A 17891-nucleotide genomic window follows, 5' to 3' on the forward strand; every position below is an offset into this window, starting at 1 on the left:
CGCACAGAAGCGGCAACCGTTAGTTATGGAGCGTTGATGGAAGGCAAACCTCTTGATGAATCCGCGGTCGGCCGCGGCACCGCGCCGGAAGCTTCGACGAAGCGCACGCGCTGGCTTGCCGCGCTCGCGGTCATCGTCGTGCTGGGTCTGGCCGTGCAAGGCATCTGGTCGCGCCGCGAAGCGCACGCGTCGCTCGAGCGCGAAGCCGAGCACTCGGCGAGGATGAGCGTCGAGGTCGTGCATCCGCAGAAGTCGGATGCGGCGCTCGATCTGGTGCTGCCGGGCAATGTGCAGGCCTTCCTCGATACGCCGATTTACGCGCGCACCAACGGCTACCTGAAGAAGTGGTATGCGGATATCGGCGCGCACGTGAAGTCGGGGCAACTGCTGGCCGAAATCGATACGCCGGAAGTCGATGATCAATTGCGCTCCGCGCGCGCCGACGTCGCCAACGCGCAGGCGAACTACGCGCTCGCGCAAAGCACCGCCGAGCGCTGGAGCGAGATGCTGAAAAGCAAATCGGTCTCGAAGCAGGAAACCGACGAGAAAGTCGGCGACATGTTGGCGAAGAAGGGCACGCTCGATGCGGCGCGCTTTAACGTCGCGCGCCTCGAAAAGACGCAGTCGTTCCAGAAGGTCTACGCACCGTTCGACGGCATCGTCACCGCGCGCAACGTCGACGTCGGCGCGCTGATCGACGCGGGCAGTTCCGGCGGACCGGCGAAGGAACTGTTCCACGTCGCGCAGGCGGACCGGCTGCGGGTGTACGTGAACGTGCCGCAAGCGTACTCGCAGCAGATTCGCGCGCAGCAGACCGCTTATCTGACACTCACAGAATCGCCGACCAAACATTACCCGGGCACGGTCGCGCGCACGTCGGGGGCAGTCGATCAGACGCAGCGCACGATGCTGGTGGAAGTCGCGGTCGACAACCGCAACGGCGATCTGCTGCCGGGCGCGTATGCGCAGGTGCACTTCGCGTTGAGCTCGCAGTCGTCGCCGTACACGCTGCCCGGCAACGCTTTCCTGTTCCGTCCGGACGGCGTGAAGGTCGCCACCGTCGACGACCAGCAGCGCGTGAAGCTCGTCAAGGTGTCGCTCGGCACCGACTACGGCACGCGCGTCGCGATCGCTTCGGGGCTGGCGGGCAACGAGCAGGTGATTCTGAATCCGCAGGATTCGATCGTCGATGGCGCGCCGGTGCGCATCGTGCAAAGCAAGGCCAACGCGCCGCACCCGGCTAGCGGCGCGACCAGCGCCCCTGCTGCCGCCGCGCAGCCGGAACAGGCGGCGGCACGTCCGGCGCAGGCGGAGTAATGCGCATGCGTTCCGCCCGTTCGCTGCGCCGCGTGTTCGCGCCGATGGCCTCGCCGGTCAGGCCAGCCGCGGCTGGCTTCGCCTCGCTGCGCACCCGCGCCGGTTCGACCTTGAGCGCGGCGGCGGCCGCGCTCGCCGCCGCGGGTCTGCTTGCCGCGTGCACGCTCGGGCCCGACTACGTACGCCCATCGGCACCGGCCGCGCCGACCTGGAAGGAACTCGACGGCACCGGCTGGAAGCCCGCCCAACCCGCCGATACGCAGCTGCGCGGCGCGTGGTGGGAGATCTATCAGGATCCCGCACTGAATGCGCTGGAACTGCAGGTCGCGCAAGCCAACCAGGACGTGAAGGCAGCCGAGGCGCGGTTCCGCTCGGCCCGTGCGACCGTCGCCCAGTTCCGTTCGAGCTTCTTCCCGGTGATCAGCTATTCCGCCGATTATTCGCGAGTGCGCTCGTCGAAGAACATCGAGTTCAAGTCGAATTCGGGCCGCACGCTGAACGATTACCTGGCGCAGGGCGACGCGTCGTGGGAGCCGGACCTGTGGGGCCGCATCTCGCGCAGCGTCGAAGGGGCGAAGGCGAATGCACAGGCCAGCGCGGCCGACGTGCAAAGCGCGCTGCTGTCGATGCAGTCCGAACTCGCGACCGACTACTTCGAGCTGCGCGGTATCGACAGCGAACAGCAGCTGCTCGACGACACGATCCGCGCGTACAAGGAAGCCGTCGAGCTGACGCAGAACCGTCTGAACGGCGGCATTGCGACCGATGCCGACGTCGCGCAGGCGCAAACGCAGTTGCGCACGACGCAGGCGCAGCAGATCGACCTTGGTGTGCAGCGCGCGCAGCTCGAGCATGCGATCGCGATCCTGGCCGGCCAGCCGCCTTCGACGTTCTCGCTGCCGGTCGCGCCGCTCACCGCAGTGCCAGTGGTCACGCCGTCCGGCGTGCCGTCGGAACTGCTCGAACGGCGGCCCGATATTGCGTCGGCGGAGCGGCATATCGTCGACGAGAACGCGCAGATCGGCGTCGCAACGGCGGCGTTTTTCCCGAATCTGGTGTTGTCGCTGACTGGCGGTTTCGAAGCCACCAACTACAGCCAATGGCTGATGGCGCCCAGCCGCATCTGGTCGCTTGGCCCGACGCTCGCCGGCACGCTGCTCGATTTTGGCGGGCGCGCCGCGAAGAAAGAAGAAGCGATCGCGAACTACGACGCGAGCGTCGCGCAGTACCGGCAATCCGTGCTCGATGCGTTCGGCCAGGTCGAAGACAATCTCGCCGCGCTGCGCGTGCTCGAGCAGGAAGCGCAGGCGCAAGACCAGGCGGTATCGGCCGCGCAGCGCTCGCTGGCGATCCTCTCCGATCGCTACAAGAACGGCGCGATCACCTATCTGGACGTGGTCGTCGCGCAGACCACCGCGCTCACCAACGAGGTACAGGCGGTGACGATCGCGCGGCGCAGGATGGCTGCAAGCGTTGCGTTGATCAAGGCGCTCGGCGGCGGGTGGGATGTCGCCGCGTTGCCCACCGACGAGCAACTCGTCCATCCGGACGCCGACAGCAAGCCGGATACGCCCAAGGCTGCCAGCGCACCGGCGGCCGCAAGCAGCTAGCGGACGCTGCCAGACGCATTTTTCTGTGCACACGGGGCGGCGCACGCTGCCCCGCGCCATTTCTCCCCGCCTGTTTCGCCGACACATGCATTACGATCGGCGTATCGTTTAGCCTTCGTCAGCTTTTCAGAAGGACCCCGTTCGTGACCGCATCACCGGAATCCGGCGCAGGCACTGCTAGCGCCGCTCCATCTTCGTCAGCCTCGTCCCCTTCCACGCCCGGCATCCCTTATCTCGAACGCGGCACGCGCGCGTACTGGCGCGCCAGCCTCGCGCTGCTGTTCGCCGGCTACGCGACGTTTTCACTGCTCTATTGCGTGCAGCCGCTGCTGCCCGCGTTCACCGCGACGTTCGGCGTGAGCCCCGCGCAAAGCAGTCTGTCGTTGTCGCTGACCACCGCGATGCTGGCCTTCGCGGTTTTCGCAGCGGGCTTCGTCTCCGAAGGATGGAGCCGCCACAAGCTGATGACCGCGTCGCTCACCGCTTCGTCGCTGCTCACGCTCGCGGTCGCCTTCACGCCGCATTGGCACACGCTGCTGCTGTTGCGCGCGCTCGAAGGCCTCGCGCTCGGCGGCGTGCCCGCCGTGGCGATGGCCTATCTGGCGGAAGAAGTGCATCCCGACGGGCTCGGCCTCGCGATGGGGCTTTACGTCGGCGGCACCGCTATCGGCGGCATGGCTGGGCGCGTGATCACCGGTATCGTCGCGGACCTGTTCTCGTGGCGCGTATCGGTCGGCACGATCGCCGTGCTCGGCATCCTCGCAATGCTCGCGTTCCGCGCGCTGCTGCCGCCGTCGCGCCATTTCGTGCCGCGCCGCGGGCTGAGCTTCTCGCATCATCGCGGCGCGCTGTTGCACCACCTCGCGCGGCCCAGTTTGCGTCTGCTGTTTCTGATGGGCTTCGTGCTGATGGGCAGCTTCGTCACGCTGTACAACTACATCGGCTACCGGTTGCTCGCACCGCCGTTCCAGTTGAGCCAGGCGGCGATCGGCAGCATCTTCGTCGTGTATCTGACCGGCGTGGTCGCGTCGCCATGGTCCGGGCGCATGGCCGATACGTTCGGCCGCTCGCGCGTGTTGACCGGCGGCCTCGTCATCATGCTGATCGGCGTCGCGCTAACCATGCTGCATTCGCTCGCGGCCATCGCCGGCGGCATCGCATGCTTCACGTTTGGTTTCTTTGCCGGGCACTCGGTGGCGAGCGGCTGGGTTGGGCGGCTTGCGAAGGAAGCCAAGGGGCAGGCGGCGGCACTATATCTGCTGGCGTACTACCTGGGGTCGAGCATCGTCGGCTCGTATGGCGGACGAATCTGGACGTCGCTCGCATGGCCGGGTGTGGCAGGGCTGGTTGCCGCGCTGCTGCTGACCGGCATCGTTGGAGCGTTCTGGTTGCGCGGCCAGGAGCGTATCGGCGCCGCATGAACAGCGTCGGCGACGCGCGCGCAGCAAGCGCTTCCAGCGCCAACAAATTGCATATTCGGAAAGCTTGACGTAAGAGAGCAACATGCACGTAACGCGCCAGCCACGGCCTGCCGCGCTGCCCGCTCAGGCCCGCCCAGCGCGGTTCCGCCGCGTGTGACAAGGACTTGCGGCAGGGCGCCGGCGGGCTTTTGCGTAGGCATCGTCACCTATACTCAATGTGAGTGTTGCAGCCGCATCATAAGAACACCAGAACGACGCAGACGGCTGCGCCCACAAGTAGTAGAGAAGGAGACGAACATGACCTACTTCACAGTCAGTGACTTCATTCTGGTCATTCCGATGGCACTCGCCGGCATGTTGTTCCTTGGCGCGCTGCCGTGCAAGTCGGAACTCAAGCATAACGGGCTACGCGTGCTCGGCGCGATACTAGGCGTGATGTTCGCGGTGGTGCTGGTCGAAGGATTGCCGGCGCTCGTATAGCGCAACGCGACGGGTCCGGCGGGTTCTTCAGCCGAGCCGGCCCGCAACGCAAAAGCCGCCTCGCGGCGGCTTTTGGTGTGTTTATTTTGGGCTCCGTTTGAAGCTTGCCCAAGCCCTGACTTCAAGCCTGTGCGATGCCGGTTGCGGGATACCGCTTAAGCCGCTTAAACCCGCTGATCCGTCGACGGCTTTTCCCACAGATTCACGCCGCCTTCCAGCGCGTGGCGATCGATTTCCGCCAGTTCGTCTTTCGAGAACGCGAGGTTCTTCAGCGCGCCGACGTTCTCGCGCACCTGCTCCGGTTTGCTCGCACCGATCAGCGCTGACGTGACGCGCGGATCGCGCAGCGTCCATGCGAGCGCCATCTGCGCAAGGCTCTGGCCGCGGCGTTGCGCGATATCGTTCAGCTTGCGCACGTGCTCGAGGTTTTGCTGGTTCAGATGCTCCTGCTTCAGCGAATCGCCGCCGGCCTTGTTGACCCGTGCGTCGGCCGGCACGCCATTCAGATACTTGCCGGTCAGCAAACCCTGCGCGAGCGGCGTGAATGCGATCGTGCCGGCGCCCGCCTGTTCCAGCGTGTCGAGCAGTTCGTGCTCGATCCAGCGGTTCAGCATGTTGTACGCCGGCTGATGGATCAGCAGCGGCACCTTGTATTCGCGCAGCAGCTTGACCATTTCGCTGGTTTTCGCCGGCGAGTACGACGAGATGCCGATATACAGTGCCTTGCCCTGCTGCACGGCCGTGGCCAATGCGCCGGCGGTTTCTTCGAGCGGCGTATCGGCATCGAAGCGATGCGAATAGAAGATGTCGACGTAGTCGAGGCCCATGCGCTGCAGGCTCTGGTCGAGGCTCGCCAGCACGTACTTGCGCGAGCCGCCGCCCTGGCCGTACGGGCCCGGCCACATATCCCAGCCCGCCTTCGACGAGATCAGCAGTTCGTCGCGGTACGGTTTGAAATCTTCCTTGAACAGACGGCCGAAGTTAGTTTCCGCGCTGCCGTACGGCGGCCCGTAGTTGTTCGCCAGATCGAAGTGCGTGATGCCCAGATCGAATGCGGTGCGCAGGAGTTCACGTTGCACGGCTAGCGGCGTGGTGTCGCCGAAGTTGTGCCACAAGCCGAGCGACAGCGCCGGCAGTTTGAGACCGGACTTGCCGCAAACGCGGTACTGCATGTCGGAATAGCGTGCTGAAGCTGCTTCGTAAGCCATGGCTCGAGTCCTTGATGCTTGATGTGATGAACAGGCAGGAAATCACGTAACGGCGCGCATGACGACGCAGGTGACAACGTGGCGCCGCAATGCGAGAAAGCGCCACGCGCCTGCCCTGCTGAGGATTCGTATGAGATGTGCTGCGACGAGTGCGCTATGTTAGCCAAACCGCGCGCGTACTGCCTACGCGCATCATAACCGCCCAGACTGCGGGATCGTCGCGCCCCGCACGATAGACGCGCCGGCAACGCTCCCCTACACTGCGGCGACTCATCAACCTTGACGGAGGTCATTGCATGACCAGGGCGATTTCCATCGCATTGATCGTTGGCGGCGTCGTGCTGCTGTATTTCGGCGGACAGTCGTTTCATTCGTTTAGTAACGACGTGTCGCGCGTGTTCACCGGCGCGCCGACCAACAAGACGATCTGGCTGATCGCGGGTGGCGTGGTCGCGACCATCGCCGGGTTGATCGGGCTCACGATGTCCGGCAGGCGTTGAGCGGAGCGGCGGGCGATTCGTGAGGTGGCGCGTTGCGGCGCTCACGCACCGTGCTTCCGCTCGTCGCGCCGCACGTTCAAGACGCTCAGAACGCCACGTCCGGCTGCGACGCCGAACGCGTGCCCGGCAACGGCACATTGCTCGCGCCGTGATACGTGAACACCAGCGAGAATTTGACGTCGTTCGTCACGTTCTTGCCGGCCGAATGCAGCGTGTTGCAGTGGAAAAACACGACGTCGCCCGTGTGCAATTCCGGCGACACCGCAGTCTGAATCAGTGCCTGATTCTCCGGCAGATCGGAGCGGAAGAATTTCGCATCGTCGAAGCGTTCCGACATCAGCGTGGCCGTATGCGAGCCAGGCACGAACCATAGTGCGCCGTTGTCGACCGTCTCGTTGCCGAGCGCAAACCACACCGAAACCAGATCGTCGCGCTCGAACGACCAGTAGCGCGCGTCGCGATGCCAGCCCGTCAGGCTGCCGTACGCCGGGTGCTTGGTCATCATGCAGTTGTGGTGCGTGCGCGAGAGACGCGGCTCTTCGCCGAAATACAGTTCCATCCAGCCGCGAATTTCCGCTGCGGTGGCCGATTCGCGATAGCGCGGGTGGCGCCCGTATGCGTCGAGCAGGCGCCGCACCGTGTGGCCGCCGGGCGCGTGCTTCGATTCCGGCGCGCCTGGATAGCGCAGATCCGCTTCGAATTCGACCGGCGCCGCGGCCAGCGCCAATTGTTCGAGCGCGACGCTTTTCAACTCCGCGCAGCGCTGCGGCGACAGCAGGCCCGGCACGACCACAAAGCCCTGCTCGCGCAGCACCTGTACCTGCTCTTTCTTCGGTTGGACTGACATGATTTCGCTTGCGGTATGGGGCAGCCAAAACACGATTGTAAAACGGGCGCGATCGCCGCGGACAGGTACCGCAGATGGGCAGCCTGCACGTTGTGCGCGCAACGATGCACGTATTTCGCTCGTAAAGGGCGCGATCGGGCGGCATCTGCGCTCTTTCCGCAGCGTTTAAAACATGATGGCAAGGGTAAAAACCCGACTTCCGGTGGTCATGGATCGCGTGTAGCCTGCATGCATGTTGATTGCACGCCCCCGCTTTTCGTTGTGCGCACAGCCTTTCGAGACTGCTGCAGCCCTCTCCTGTCATTTGTCAGGCATTTCCACGCGCGTTTCTGGCACGGTTGCTGCACCAATCGCCGCACCTCTCCCGCCCACGCGCTGCGCCGCCTGAATCACACGCCATGCACACTTTTCTGAGCACCAGACTCACGCGCGCTGCGATTTACGCTGCGCGTCCCGCGCGCCGCCGCGTCGTGCGCGCATTGCGGCATCATTCCGCCCGTACGCGGGCGCTTGCCGAACAATGGCGCGACACGCGCCCGGTCGACAATATCCGCACGTGGTTTCGCACGTTCTTTTCGGCATTGCGCGTACAGGGCGCCACGCGGCGCTTTTCGCTGCGCACGCTGCTGCGCAAGCCGCTGCCGCTGCGTCTTGCCGGCGCGCGGCACGAACCGGTGGTCGCGCGCAGCATGAGCCGCAAACCGCGCCGCACTTCGATCACCAGTACCGGATGGTTCGCGTTCCTGAGCCGCTAAGGCCGCCGCAGCGAAGCTGCGTAAACGCAAACACCCTGTAGGCATATCCGCCGACAGGGTGTTTATGAAATTCCGCTGGACTCTTGCGCGGCATTTCGCCACGCAAGAATTCAAACCTGGCGCTTAGTCCGCGAGCGCCACGACCGGCTCCGTGCCGGCGGCCTCAGCCAGCACCAGCGCCTTGTCCGTGGCTTCCCACGTGAATTCCGGCTCTTCACGGCCGAAGTGGCCGTACGCTGCCGACTTTTCGTAGATCGGACGCAGCAGGTCGAGCATCTGGATGATGCCCTTCGGACGCAGATCGAAGTGCTCGAGCACGAGACGCTGGATCGTCGCATCCGACACGCGGCCGGTGCCGAACGTGTTGACCATCACCGAAGTCGGTTCTGCCACGCCGATCGCGTAGGAAACCTGAATCAGCGCGCGCGAAGCGAGACCGGCGGCAACGATGTTCTTCGCCACGTAACGGCCCGCATAAGCAGCCGAACGGTCGACCTTCGACGGATCCTTGCCCGAGAACGCACCGCCGCCGTGCGGCGCCGCGCCGCCGTACGTATCGACGATGATCTTGCGGCCCGTCAGACCGCAGTCGCCTTGCGGGCCGCCGATCACGAACCGGCCGGTCGGGTTCACGAGGAACTTGATGTCGCCCTTCACGAGGTCGGCCGGCAGCGTCGGCTTGATGATCTCTTCGATCACGGCTTCGCGCAGCGTCGACAGTTCGATTTCCGGTGCGTGCTGGGTGGACAGCACGACCGTGTCGATCGAATGCGGCTTGCCGTCGACGTAGCGCACGGTGACCTGCGACTTCGCGTCCGGACGCAGCCACGGCAGACGGCCGTCGCGACGCAGATTCGCCTGGCGCTCGACGAGGCGGTGCGACAGGTGGATCGGCAGCGGCATCAGTTCGGGCGTTTCTTCGCACGCGTAGCCGAACATCAGGCCCTGGTCGCCGGCGCCCTGGTCGAGGTTGTTGTCGTGCGCGCGGTCGACGCCTTGCGCGATGTCCGGCGACTGCTTGTCGTACGCGACCAGCACCGCGCAGCCGCGATAGTCGATACCGTAATCGGTATTGTCGTAGCCGATGCGCTTGATGGTTTGGCGCGCGACCTGGATGTAGTCGACGTTCGCGGTGGTGGTGATTTCACCTGCCAGCACGACGAGACCCGTGTTGCACAGCGTCTCTGCCGCTACGCGCGAGTATTTGTCCTGCGTCAGGATTGCATCGAGAATCGCGTCGGAGATCTGATCCGCGACCTTGTCGGGATGGCCTTCGGAGACGGATTCGGAGGTGAAGAGGTAGTCGTTTGCCACGTTTGAGGCTCCAGAATGGGTGTCCAGATGACTGGATACGGTTGAGTTTCACGTAGCCAGCTTCCAGAGCCTGGAGCGGCGACGCTTTAGCGGACTTCCTTACCGGCGACGCATAAATAAAGAATAAATGCGCTGCTGGCCTCGCCCCGCAAGTTGTCTATTAACTCGGCGAAGCCCGTATTATAGCGACTTCTTCCAACTGTCACAGAGTAACCACGCGTGCCGTATCCCTTTACAACTACCGTTCAGATGCGCGGCGTGCAGCCGTTTGCGCGTTCGCGCCGCGGGGCCGCATGCTGAGCCGCCTCGGGACGAAGTTGGCCATCGGGCTTCTGAAGTTCCTCGCGCTGCTGCCATACGGGCTCATCGCGCGGTTCGGCGACAGGCTCGGCTGGCTGCTGTATCAGATTCCAAGCCGGCGCCGGCGCATCGTCCATATCAATCTGAAGCTGTGCTTCCCGCACTGGAGCGACGAAGTGCGCGAAGACGTCGCGCAGAAGCACTTTCGCCATGCCATACGCAGCTACGTGGAGCGCAGCGTGCAATGGTTCGGTTCGGCGAAAAAGCTCGCCAGGCTGACCCAGGTGGACAGCGAGGTCGATCTCACCGACCCGGACATGCCGCCCACGCTTTTGCTGGGCTTCCACTTCGTCGGCATCGAGGCGGGTTCGATCTTTCTGAACTATGCGCTGCAGCGGACCTGCGGCTCGCTGTATCAGCCGATGTCGAACCCGGAGTTCGAAGCCGTCGCGAAACAGGCGCGCGGCCGCTTCGACGCGGAGATGGCGAGCCGCGCCGACAGCGCGCGCATCGTGCTGCGCTGGCTGCGCGACCGCAAGCCGGTGATGCTCGGCGCGGATATGGACTACGGCATGCGCAATTCGGCCTTCGTGCCGTTCTTCGGCGTGCCGGCCTGTACGCTGACCGCCGTCGGCCGTCTCGCGGAGGTCGGGCATGCGCAGGTGTTGCCGTTCATCGGCGAAGTGCTGCCGGACTACAAGGGCTACCGGCTAAAGGTGTTCAAGCCGTGGGAAAACTACCCGACCGGCAACGCCGAAGCCGACGCACGGCGCATGAACGCGTTCCTCGAAGAGCTGATTCTGCGCATGCCCGAACAGTATTACTGGGTGCACAAGCGCTTCAAGACGCGCCCGCCCGGCGAGCCGAGCTTTTATTGAGCCGGGGCAGCGCTCCGGCGTCACTTACAATAGCGGCATGAAACTCAAATTCACCAAAATGCAGGGCGCCGGCAACGACTTCGTCGTGCTGGACGGCTATTCGCAACCGATCCAGCTGAGCACCGCGCAGGTGCGCGCATTGGCGAACCGCCATTTCGGCGTCGGCGCGGACCAGTTGCTGCTGGTCGAAAAGCCGACTATCGACGGCGTCGATTTCCGGTACCGCATCTTCAATTGCGACGGCGGCGAAGTCGAGCATTGCGGCAACGGCGCGCGCTGCTTCGTCAAGTTCGTGCGCGATATTGGCCTCACGGACCAGCGCAGCATCCGCGTGCAGGTGCAAAACGGCGTGCTCAAGCTGACCATGCAGGACAACGGCGAAGTGCTGGTCGATATGGGCGAGCCGGTGTTCGAGCCGGCCCAGGTGCCGTTCGATACGCACGGCCTCGAAGGCCGCCGCGAAGGCGCCGACACGCTGTGGCCGCTCGACGTGAACGGCACGACACGCTGGATCTCGGTGGTGTCGATGGGCAATCCGCACGCGGTGCAGGTGGTTGACGACGTCGAGGCGTTCCCAGTTGCGCTCGAAGGCCCGCTCGTCGAGTTGCATCCGCGCTTCGTACAGCGCGTGAACGCGGGCTTCATGCAGATCGTGTCGCGCCACGAGATCAAGCTGCGCGTGTATGAACGCGGCGCCGGCGAAACCCTCACGTGCGGCACCGGCGCCTGCGCGGCGGTTGCCGCGGGCGTGCGCCGCGGCCTGCTCGATGCGCCGGTCACGGTGCATGCGCACGGCGGCACGCTGACCATCTCGTGGAGCGGCCGCGCCGAACCGCTGCTGATGGCCGGCCCCGCCACGACGGTGTTCGAGGGCGAGATCGAACTTGCCGACTGATTACCTTGACCGCTGCGCACAATCCGGCGCGGCCTTATGGCTGAAAATATGAACGATCGCGAAGTCGCCGACTATCTGCTCGCCAACCCAGAATTCTTCGCCGACCACGCGGAATTGCTCGCGACAGTCAAGCTTGCGAACCCGCACGGCAAGGCCGCGGTGTCGCTGCAGGAGCGGCAGATGGAAATGCTGCGGGAGAAGAACAAGCTGCTCGAGCGGCGTCTGGCGGAACTGCTGCGCTACGGTCACGAGAACGACAGCATCTCGGCGAAATTCAACCGCTGGACCGCGCGCGTGATGGCGGAACGCGACCCGTACGCACTGCCGCGCACGATCTCGCACGGCTTGCGCGAGGTGTTCGACGTACCGCAGGCGTCACTGCGCGTGTGGGATGTCGCCGATTCGTATGGGCAGGCGGACTTCACGCGGCAAGTCGGCGAGGAAGTGCGCATTTTCGCCAATAGTCTCGCCACGCCGTATTGCGGCACGAATACCGGCTTCGAGGCCGCGCAGTGGTTGACGATTGCGTCGCCGGCGGCGGCAGCGCCGACCGATGCGGTGGAGGCGGCGCCGGCCAACGGGCCGACCGAGTCGATTTCGTTGATCGCGCTGCGCGATCCGGAAGGCACCGATCCGGCGGCCGTGTTCGGTCTGCTGGTGATGGGCTCGCCGGACCCGCGGCGCTTCCACGACGGCATGGCCACCGATTTCCTGACGCAGATCGGCTCGCTGGCCAGCGCGGCTTTGAGCCGCCTGCTGCCGCGCTGAACGCGCGGCCTGCCGACCACCGCCACCCGTGACCACGCCCGCCGACCCGATTGCCGCGTATCTGTCGACCCTCGAGCATGAACGGCGGCTGTCCACCCATACGCTGCGCGGCTACACGCACGAACTCGAAGCGCTGATGACGCTCGCCAAAGGCCGTCCGCTGGAAAGCCTGACGGCCACCGACGTGCGCGGCGCAGTAGTGCGCGCGCATGCGGGCGGCCTGTCGGCGCGCTCGATTGCGCACCGGCTGTCGGCGTGGCGCGCGTTCTACCGGTGGCTGGGCGGGCGCGTCGAGCTGCCGGCCAACCCGGTGGCCACGGTGCGCGCGCCGAAACAGCCGAAGACGCTGCCCAAGGCGCTGTCGGTCGACGATACGCACCGGCTGATGGAAGCGCCGGTGGCCGGCACCGCGGAGGCCATCTGCGATCACGCGATGCTCGAGCTGTTTTACTCGTCGGGCTTGCGCCTCGCGGAACTGGTCGGGCTCGACGTGCATTTCGCCGAAGCGGACGGCTATCGCTCGGTCAGCTGGCTGAAGCTCGATGCGGGCGAAGTGGAAGTGCTCGGCAAAGGCGACCGCCGGCGTGTCGTGCCGGTGGGCAGCAAGGCGCTCGAAGCGCTGCGCGCGTGGCTCGCGGTGCGCGGCGAATGCGTCAGGCTGGATCCGTATCCGCTGTTTCTGTCCGCGCGCGGCAAGCGCATCTCGCCCAATAGCGTGCGCGAGCGCGTGAAGCGCGCGGCGCTGGTGGCGGGCATTCCGGCCAACGTGCATCCGCACGTGCTGCGCCACTCGTTCGCAACGCACGTGCTGCAGTCGAGCGGCGACCTGCGCGCCGTGCAGGAACTGCTCGGCCACGCGAGCATTACCGCGACGCAGGTTTATACGTCGCTCGATTTCCAGCATCTGGCGAAGGTTTACGACCAGGCGCATCCGCGGGCGAAAAAACGCGATTAGCGGCGGGCAGGGTTGGAGGGCGCCGCCGCTTCAACCCCGCGCAGAATCCGTCGAACCTTCGACCCAACCAACGCTGTTCCGCCGTCCTCACGCGGTACCTTGCCCCTGTTGAATCCCACACATTCATGAATACCGTCACGCTCAAGCCGTCGAAAGAGAAATCGCTGCAACGCCGCCACCCGTGGGTGTACGCGAACGCGATCGACCGGGTCGACGGCAACCCGGCCGCCGGCGCTACCGTCCTCGTGCGCGCGCACGACGGCCGCTTTCTCGCTCGCGCCGCATGGAGCCCGCATTCGCAGATTCGCGTGCGGGTCTGGAGCTTCGACGAGGCCGAGCCGATCGACCATGCGTTCTTCAAGCGTCGCGTGCAGCGGGCACTCACACACCGCCAGACGATGGTCAGCGACACCGGCGCGGTGCGCCTGATTTTCGGCGAAGCGGACGGCCTGCCTGGCCTGATCGTCGACTACTACACGGCCGATGATGCCGCTGGACGCGGCCAGCTGGTCTGCCAGTTCATGGCGGCCGGCGTCGAAGCGTGGAAAGAAGCGATCGTCGCGGCACTGACGGGCGCCACCGGCTGCCCGAACGTCTACGAGCGCTCGGACGTGTCGATCCGCGAAAAGGAAGGGCTCGAGCAGATCACCGGTGTACTCGCCGGCGACGCGCCGCCCGACACGCTGATGACTCGCGAAAACGGTGTGCGCTATCACGTCGACGTGCGCCACGGCCATAAAACCGGCTTCTACATCGACCAACGCGATAATCGCGCACTGGTTCAGCAGTTCGCGCACGGGCGCGACGCGCTGAACTGCTTCTGCTACACCGGCGGTTTTTCGCTGGCGGCGTTGAAAGGCGGCGCGACGCGCGTCGTGTCGATCGATTCGTCGGGCGAAGCACTGGCGCTCGCGCAGCAGAACGTCGTGGCCAACGGCTTCGACGCAGCCCGTGCCAGCTGGCTCGACGCCGATGCGTTCAAGACGCTGCGCCGCCTGCATGAAGAAGGCGAGCGCTTCGACCTGGTCGTGCTCGACCCGCCGAAGTTCGCGCCGTCGCGCGAACACGTGGACCGCGCGGCGCGCGCCTACAAGGACATCAACCTGACCGGCCTGCGGCTGCTGCGCCCGGGCGGCTTGCTGTTCACCTATTCGTGCTCGGGCGCGATCGATGCTGAGCTGTTCCAGAAGATCGTCGCCGGCGCGGCGGCCGATGCGCGCGTCGACGCGCGGATCCTGAAGCGGCTTGGCGCCGGCGTCGACCATCCGCTGCTGAGCGCATTCCCGGAAGGCGAATACCTGAAAGGCCTATTGTTGCAAATTGCCTGATCGCCCATAGTTCGGAATATTTCCGGCGCGACGGCGGTTCGGCGGTTCGGCGGTTCGGCGGTTCGGCGGTTCGGCAGCCGGGCGGCTTGGGGGCGAAGCGGCAAGAGAGCCAGGTGGCGCGGGGCGGCCGAGTGAAGCCGCAAAGCAGCAATCGCGGCCGCCAGACAAATCCGCTCTCGGCATCGCCCCGGCAGATATGTTTCAATAACCGCCTCGATCCGCCCGGTCCGGGATGACCCGACCGGCCGTTTTCACCCCGATTCACGCGTCGGACCCGCAAGCGGCCACGGCCAGAAGGGGCCAGAGGCTTACGCATCAACAGGCGACTTTAAAGGCGACCCACATGATTCCCGTCACTATCCTCACCGGCTTTCTGGGCAGCGGCAAGACCACGCTGCTTAAGCGCATCCTGAACGAAAAGCACGGCATGAAGATCGCCGTGATCGAAAACGAGTTCGGCGAAGAGAACATCGACAACGAAATTCTCGTGCAAGAGTCCGACGAGCAGATCATCCAGATGAGCAACGGCTGCATCTGCTGCACGATCCGCGGCGACCTCGCACGGGTGCTGGCCGATCTCGCCGCGCAGAAGCAGGCGGGCAAGCTGGACTTCGAGCGCGTCGTGATCGAAACCACCGGCCTCGCGAACCCGGGCCCGGTCGCGCAGACCTTCTTCATGGACGATTCGATCGCCGACCAGTTCCTGCTCGACGCGATCATCACGCTGGTCGACGCAAAGCACGCGAACCATCAGCTCAACGAGCACGAAGTGGTGCAGCGCCAGGTCGGCTTTGCAGACCGGCTGTTCGTCACGAAGGCGGATCTGGTCGACGAAGCGACTCTGGACGACCTGCGCCACCGCCTGATGCACATGAACCCGAAGGCCGCGATCAAGCAGGTCAATTTCGGCGAAGCGGACATCAAGGAAATCTTCGATCTGCGCGGCTTCAACCTGAACGCGAAGCTCGAGATCGACCCGGAATTCCTCGCGGAAGACGATCATGACCACGCCCATGATCACGCGCACGGTCACGACCACGATCACGAGAACTGCGATCACGACCACGGCCACTGCGACCACGAGGGCCACGACCACGCCCACCACAACCATCATCACGCGCATCACGACGACAAGATCAAGTCGTTCGTGTACCGTAGCGATCGCCCGTTCGACCCGAACAAGCTGGAAGACTTCCTCGGCGGCATCCTGCAGATCTACGGCGAGCGTCTGCTGCGCTACAAAGGCGTGCTGTACATGAAGGGTGTCGACCGCAAGGTGGTGTTCCAGGGCGTGCATCAGATGATGGGCAGCGACCTCGCGGCCAAGTGGCAGCCGGCCGAAACGAAGACCAACAAGATGGTCTTCATCGGCATCGAGCTGCCGCAGGATCTGATCACCGACGGGCTGAACGGCTGCCTGGCGTAATTGCCGGGCGCTGCGGGCGAAAAACGAGGCGCGTGAAAACCCTGCTGTTCGAACGTGCGCTCGCCCATCGCTTTTTACCTGACAGCGCGTTATATTTTCACGATAACGGGGGCCGTAGCAGGGATGGCCCCGTATTGCGGGACTGCATTGTGATTCAGTTACAATACGGCCCGCCGGAGAAAGAGAACGATTCGCCCGGTCAGTGCGCAAGCATGCTGGGCGTACCACGGCGCCGGAAAACCTGATCCGGGAAACACGCCGATACGTCGGCCGGCACGCCGGCTCACATGCGCGTTGCCGGGAAGTATGGCCTCGGAAGTATCTGTAGATCGCTTTCCAGAGGAGTTCGGCCCCGCACCGGCGCTTCGGCGTCACGACAGCCCATCGTCCGTGTTCGCCGGCGCTCATTGGAGCGTCATCGAAGCGCCCTTGTGCGGGCAACACGAAAGTGCGGGCAATCCTCACCGATTTGCCTCACATTGAAGAAGCAAGCCAGATGACGACGAAACGACTGTTGACTGAAGCCGAAATCCTGAAGATGAGCGACAAGGATTACATGAACGAGGATCAGCTCGCTTTCTTCAGGAACCGGCTCGAGCAGCTGCAGGCGGAGATTCTCCGCAATGCCGGCCAAACCACCGAAAATCTGCGCGAAACCGTGATCGTGCCGGACCCGGCCGATCGCGCGACGATCGAGGAAGAGCATGCGCTCGAACTGCGCACGCGCGACCGCGAGCGCAAGCTGCTGAAGAAGGTGCAGCAATCGCTCGCGCGCATCGATTCGGGCGATTACGGCTGGTGCGAAGAAACCGGTGAGCCGATCGGCATTCCGCGTCTGATCGCGCGGCCGACGGCCACGCTGTCGCTCGAAGCGCAAGAGCGCCGCGAGTTGCGCCAGAAGCTGTTCGGCGACTGACCGCCGCTCGACGCGGCCCGGGGCCCGCGTCGCTTACGCTGCTTCCTTGGAGGCGCACGGGTTCGTGCGCCTCTTTTGTTTTGCGCGTTCCGCTTAGGCTTGGCCTATTTGCACTGCGTTGATGCGCAAATTCTCCGCAACGCTAAAGCGCTCGCATTCAATAGGTAAGCTTCACCTTAGTGAATCGTCGGTTTAACGCATGATTTACCGGCTTATTCTCATTCTTCTGCCGAAATACACAGATCATTCTTAGAAATGATTTGTCGATCGTCCGTCCGCGCGGCCCTTGATATGGCTTCGCAAGCCCTAAAATAAACCCGATGCGTTGCACGCGCGCGTGGCGCTCAATACGCGCGGCGTCCGCTGTTCTTGGATTCAGGCGGTGGCGCATCGACGACACCGCGTCCTACCTGTTTTGCACAAAGGAACGCATATGGAGCAATTTCACGGCACGACGATCGTCTCCGTGCGCCGCGGCGACAAGGTGGCGCTAGGCGGCGACGGCCAGGTCACGCTCGGCAACATCGTCATGAAAGGCGGTGCAAAGAAAGTCCGGCGCATCTATAACGGCAAGGTGCTGGTCGGCTTCGCCGGCGGCACCGCCGACGCGTTCTCACTGCTCGACCGCTTCGAAGCGAAGCTTGAAAAGCATCAGGGCAACCTGACGCGCGCCGCGGTCGAACTCGCAAAAGACTGGCGCACCGACCGCATGCTGCGCCGTCTCGAAGCGATGCTGATCACCGCCGATGCGACCACCACGCTGGTCATCACCGGCAACGGCGACGTGCTCGACCCGGAAGGCGGGATCTGCGCGATCGGCTCCGGCGGCGCGTATGCGCAAGCCGCGGCGAAGGCGCTGGCCGACAACACCGAGATGTCGCCGCGCGAGATCGTCGAAAAGTCGCTCGAGATTGCCGGCGACATGTGCATCTATACGAACCACAATCGCGTCATCGAGACGATCGAGTAAGGA

Annotated in this window: 17 protein-coding genes; 14 read left to right on the top strand and 3 right to left on the bottom strand. The window is 64.5% G+C overall.

What is annotated here, in order from left to right; translation table 11 throughout:
- Positions 1–36: 36 nt before the first annotated feature.
- From ACYVNQ_RS25495 to ACYVNQ_RS25510, 4 genes are all read left to right on the top strand, one after another.
- A complete protein-coding gene (locus ACYVNQ_RS25495; protein ID WP_460905965.1) occupies positions 37–1317 on the top strand; it encodes an efflux RND transporter periplasmic adaptor subunit in 1281 nt (426 codons plus the stop codon).
- A 5-nt stretch (positions 1318–1322) separates the two neighbouring features.
- Positions 1323–2927 carry an efflux transporter outer membrane subunit gene (locus ACYVNQ_RS25500; RefSeq protein ID WP_460905967.1) on the top strand — a complete coding sequence of 535 codons (1605 nt, stop codon included), beginning with the start codon at positions 1323–1325 and terminating at the stop codon, positions 2925–2927.
- Positions 2928–3070: 143 nt separating this feature from the next.
- Positions 3071–4348, top strand: a complete 1278-nt coding sequence (locus ACYVNQ_RS25505; protein WP_460905969.1) for an MFS transporter — start codon at positions 3071–3073, stop codon at positions 4346–4348.
- A gap of 297 nt (positions 4349–4645) precedes the next feature.
- Positions 4646–4828, top strand: coding sequence for a hypothetical protein (locus ACYVNQ_RS25510; RefSeq protein WP_460905971.1), 183 nt, complete (start codon positions 4646–4648; stop codon positions 4826–4828).
- A 164-nt stretch (positions 4829–4992) separates the two neighbouring features.
- Here ACYVNQ_RS25510 and mgrA read toward each other — a convergent pair whose 3' ends face one another.
- Complete coding sequence (mgrA, locus tag ACYVNQ_RS25515; protein ID WP_460905973.1) at positions 4993–6036, bottom strand: L-glyceraldehyde 3-phosphate reductase; 1044 nt, start codon at positions 6034–6036, stop codon at positions 4993–4995.
- Between the two features lie 296 nt (positions 6037–6332).
- Here mgrA and ACYVNQ_RS25520 point away from each other — a divergent pair, with 296 nt between their 5' ends.
- Complete coding sequence (locus ACYVNQ_RS25520) at positions 6333–6536, top strand: DUF3185 family protein (RefSeq protein WP_460905975.1); 204 nt, start codon at positions 6333–6335, stop codon at positions 6534–6536.
- 85 nt (positions 6537–6621) lie between these two features.
- On the opposite strand, the gene ACYVNQ_RS25525 is transcribed toward ACYVNQ_RS25520, so the two are convergent.
- Complete coding sequence (locus ACYVNQ_RS25525; protein ID WP_460905977.1) at positions 6622–7383, bottom strand: phytanoyl-CoA dioxygenase family protein; 762 nt, start codon at positions 7381–7383, stop codon at positions 6622–6624.
- Between the two features lie 398 nt (positions 7384–7781).
- Between ACYVNQ_RS25525 and ACYVNQ_RS25530 the strand changes: the two genes are divergently transcribed.
- Positions 7782–8138: a hypothetical protein gene (locus ACYVNQ_RS25530; protein ID WP_460905979.1), complete on the top strand. Its 357-nt coding sequence runs from the start codon at positions 7782–7784 to the stop codon at positions 8136–8138.
- 123 nt (positions 8139–8261) lie between these two features.
- On the opposite strand, the gene metK is transcribed toward ACYVNQ_RS25530, so the two are convergent.
- The gene (gene metK, locus ACYVNQ_RS25535) at positions 8262–9452 is read right to left on the bottom strand and encodes a methionine adenosyltransferase (RefSeq protein WP_460905981.1); all 1191 of its coding nucleotides are present in this window, start codon (positions 9450–9452) and stop codon (positions 8262–8264) included.
- 293 nt (positions 9453–9745) lie between these two features.
- Between metK and ACYVNQ_RS25540 the strand changes: the two genes are divergently transcribed.
- The 8 genes from ACYVNQ_RS25540 (at position 9746) to hslV (ending at position 17888) form a co-directional block, all read left to right on the top strand.
- Positions 9746–10630 carry a lipid A biosynthesis lauroyl acyltransferase gene (locus ACYVNQ_RS25540; RefSeq protein ID WP_460905983.1) on the top strand — a complete coding sequence of 295 codons (885 nt, stop codon included), beginning with the start codon at positions 9746–9748 and terminating at the stop codon, positions 10628–10630.
- A 37-nt stretch (positions 10631–10667) separates the two neighbouring features.
- Positions 10668–11525, top strand: coding sequence for a diaminopimelate epimerase (dapF, locus tag ACYVNQ_RS25545; protein WP_460905985.1), 858 nt, complete (start codon positions 10668–10670; stop codon positions 11523–11525).
- A gap of 48 nt (positions 11526–11573) precedes the next feature.
- Complete coding sequence (locus ACYVNQ_RS25550) at positions 11574–12293, top strand: DUF484 family protein (RefSeq protein ID WP_460905987.1); 720 nt, start codon at positions 11574–11576, stop codon at positions 12291–12293.
- 28 nt (positions 12294–12321) lie between these two features.
- A complete protein-coding gene (xerC, locus tag ACYVNQ_RS25555; protein ID WP_460905989.1) occupies positions 12322–13248 on the top strand; it encodes a tyrosine recombinase XerC in 927 nt (308 codons plus the stop codon).
- 125 nt (positions 13249–13373) lie between these two features.
- Entirely contained in the window at positions 13374–14576 is a 1203-nt protein-coding gene (locus tag ACYVNQ_RS25560; protein ID WP_460905991.1) for a class I SAM-dependent rRNA methyltransferase, read from the top strand.
- A 343-nt stretch (positions 14577–14919) separates the two neighbouring features.
- The gene (locus ACYVNQ_RS25565; RefSeq protein ID WP_460905993.1) at positions 14920–16002 is read left to right on the top strand and encodes a CobW family GTP-binding protein; all 1083 of its coding nucleotides are present in this window, start codon (positions 14920–14922) and stop codon (positions 16000–16002) included.
- A 496-nt stretch (positions 16003–16498) separates the two neighbouring features.
- Positions 16499–16918, top strand: coding sequence for an RNA polymerase-binding protein DksA (gene dksA, locus ACYVNQ_RS25570; RefSeq protein ID WP_460905995.1), 420 nt, complete (start codon positions 16499–16501; stop codon positions 16916–16918).
- A gap of 433 nt (positions 16919–17351) precedes the next feature.
- Positions 17352–17888: an ATP-dependent protease subunit HslV gene (gene hslV / locus ACYVNQ_RS25575; RefSeq protein ID WP_042327310.1), complete on the top strand. Its 537-nt coding sequence runs from the start codon at positions 17352–17354 to the stop codon at positions 17886–17888.
- The last annotated feature ends 3 nt before the right edge of the window (positions 17889–17891 follow it).

Source organism: Paraburkholderia jirisanensis (assembly GCF_054782355.1).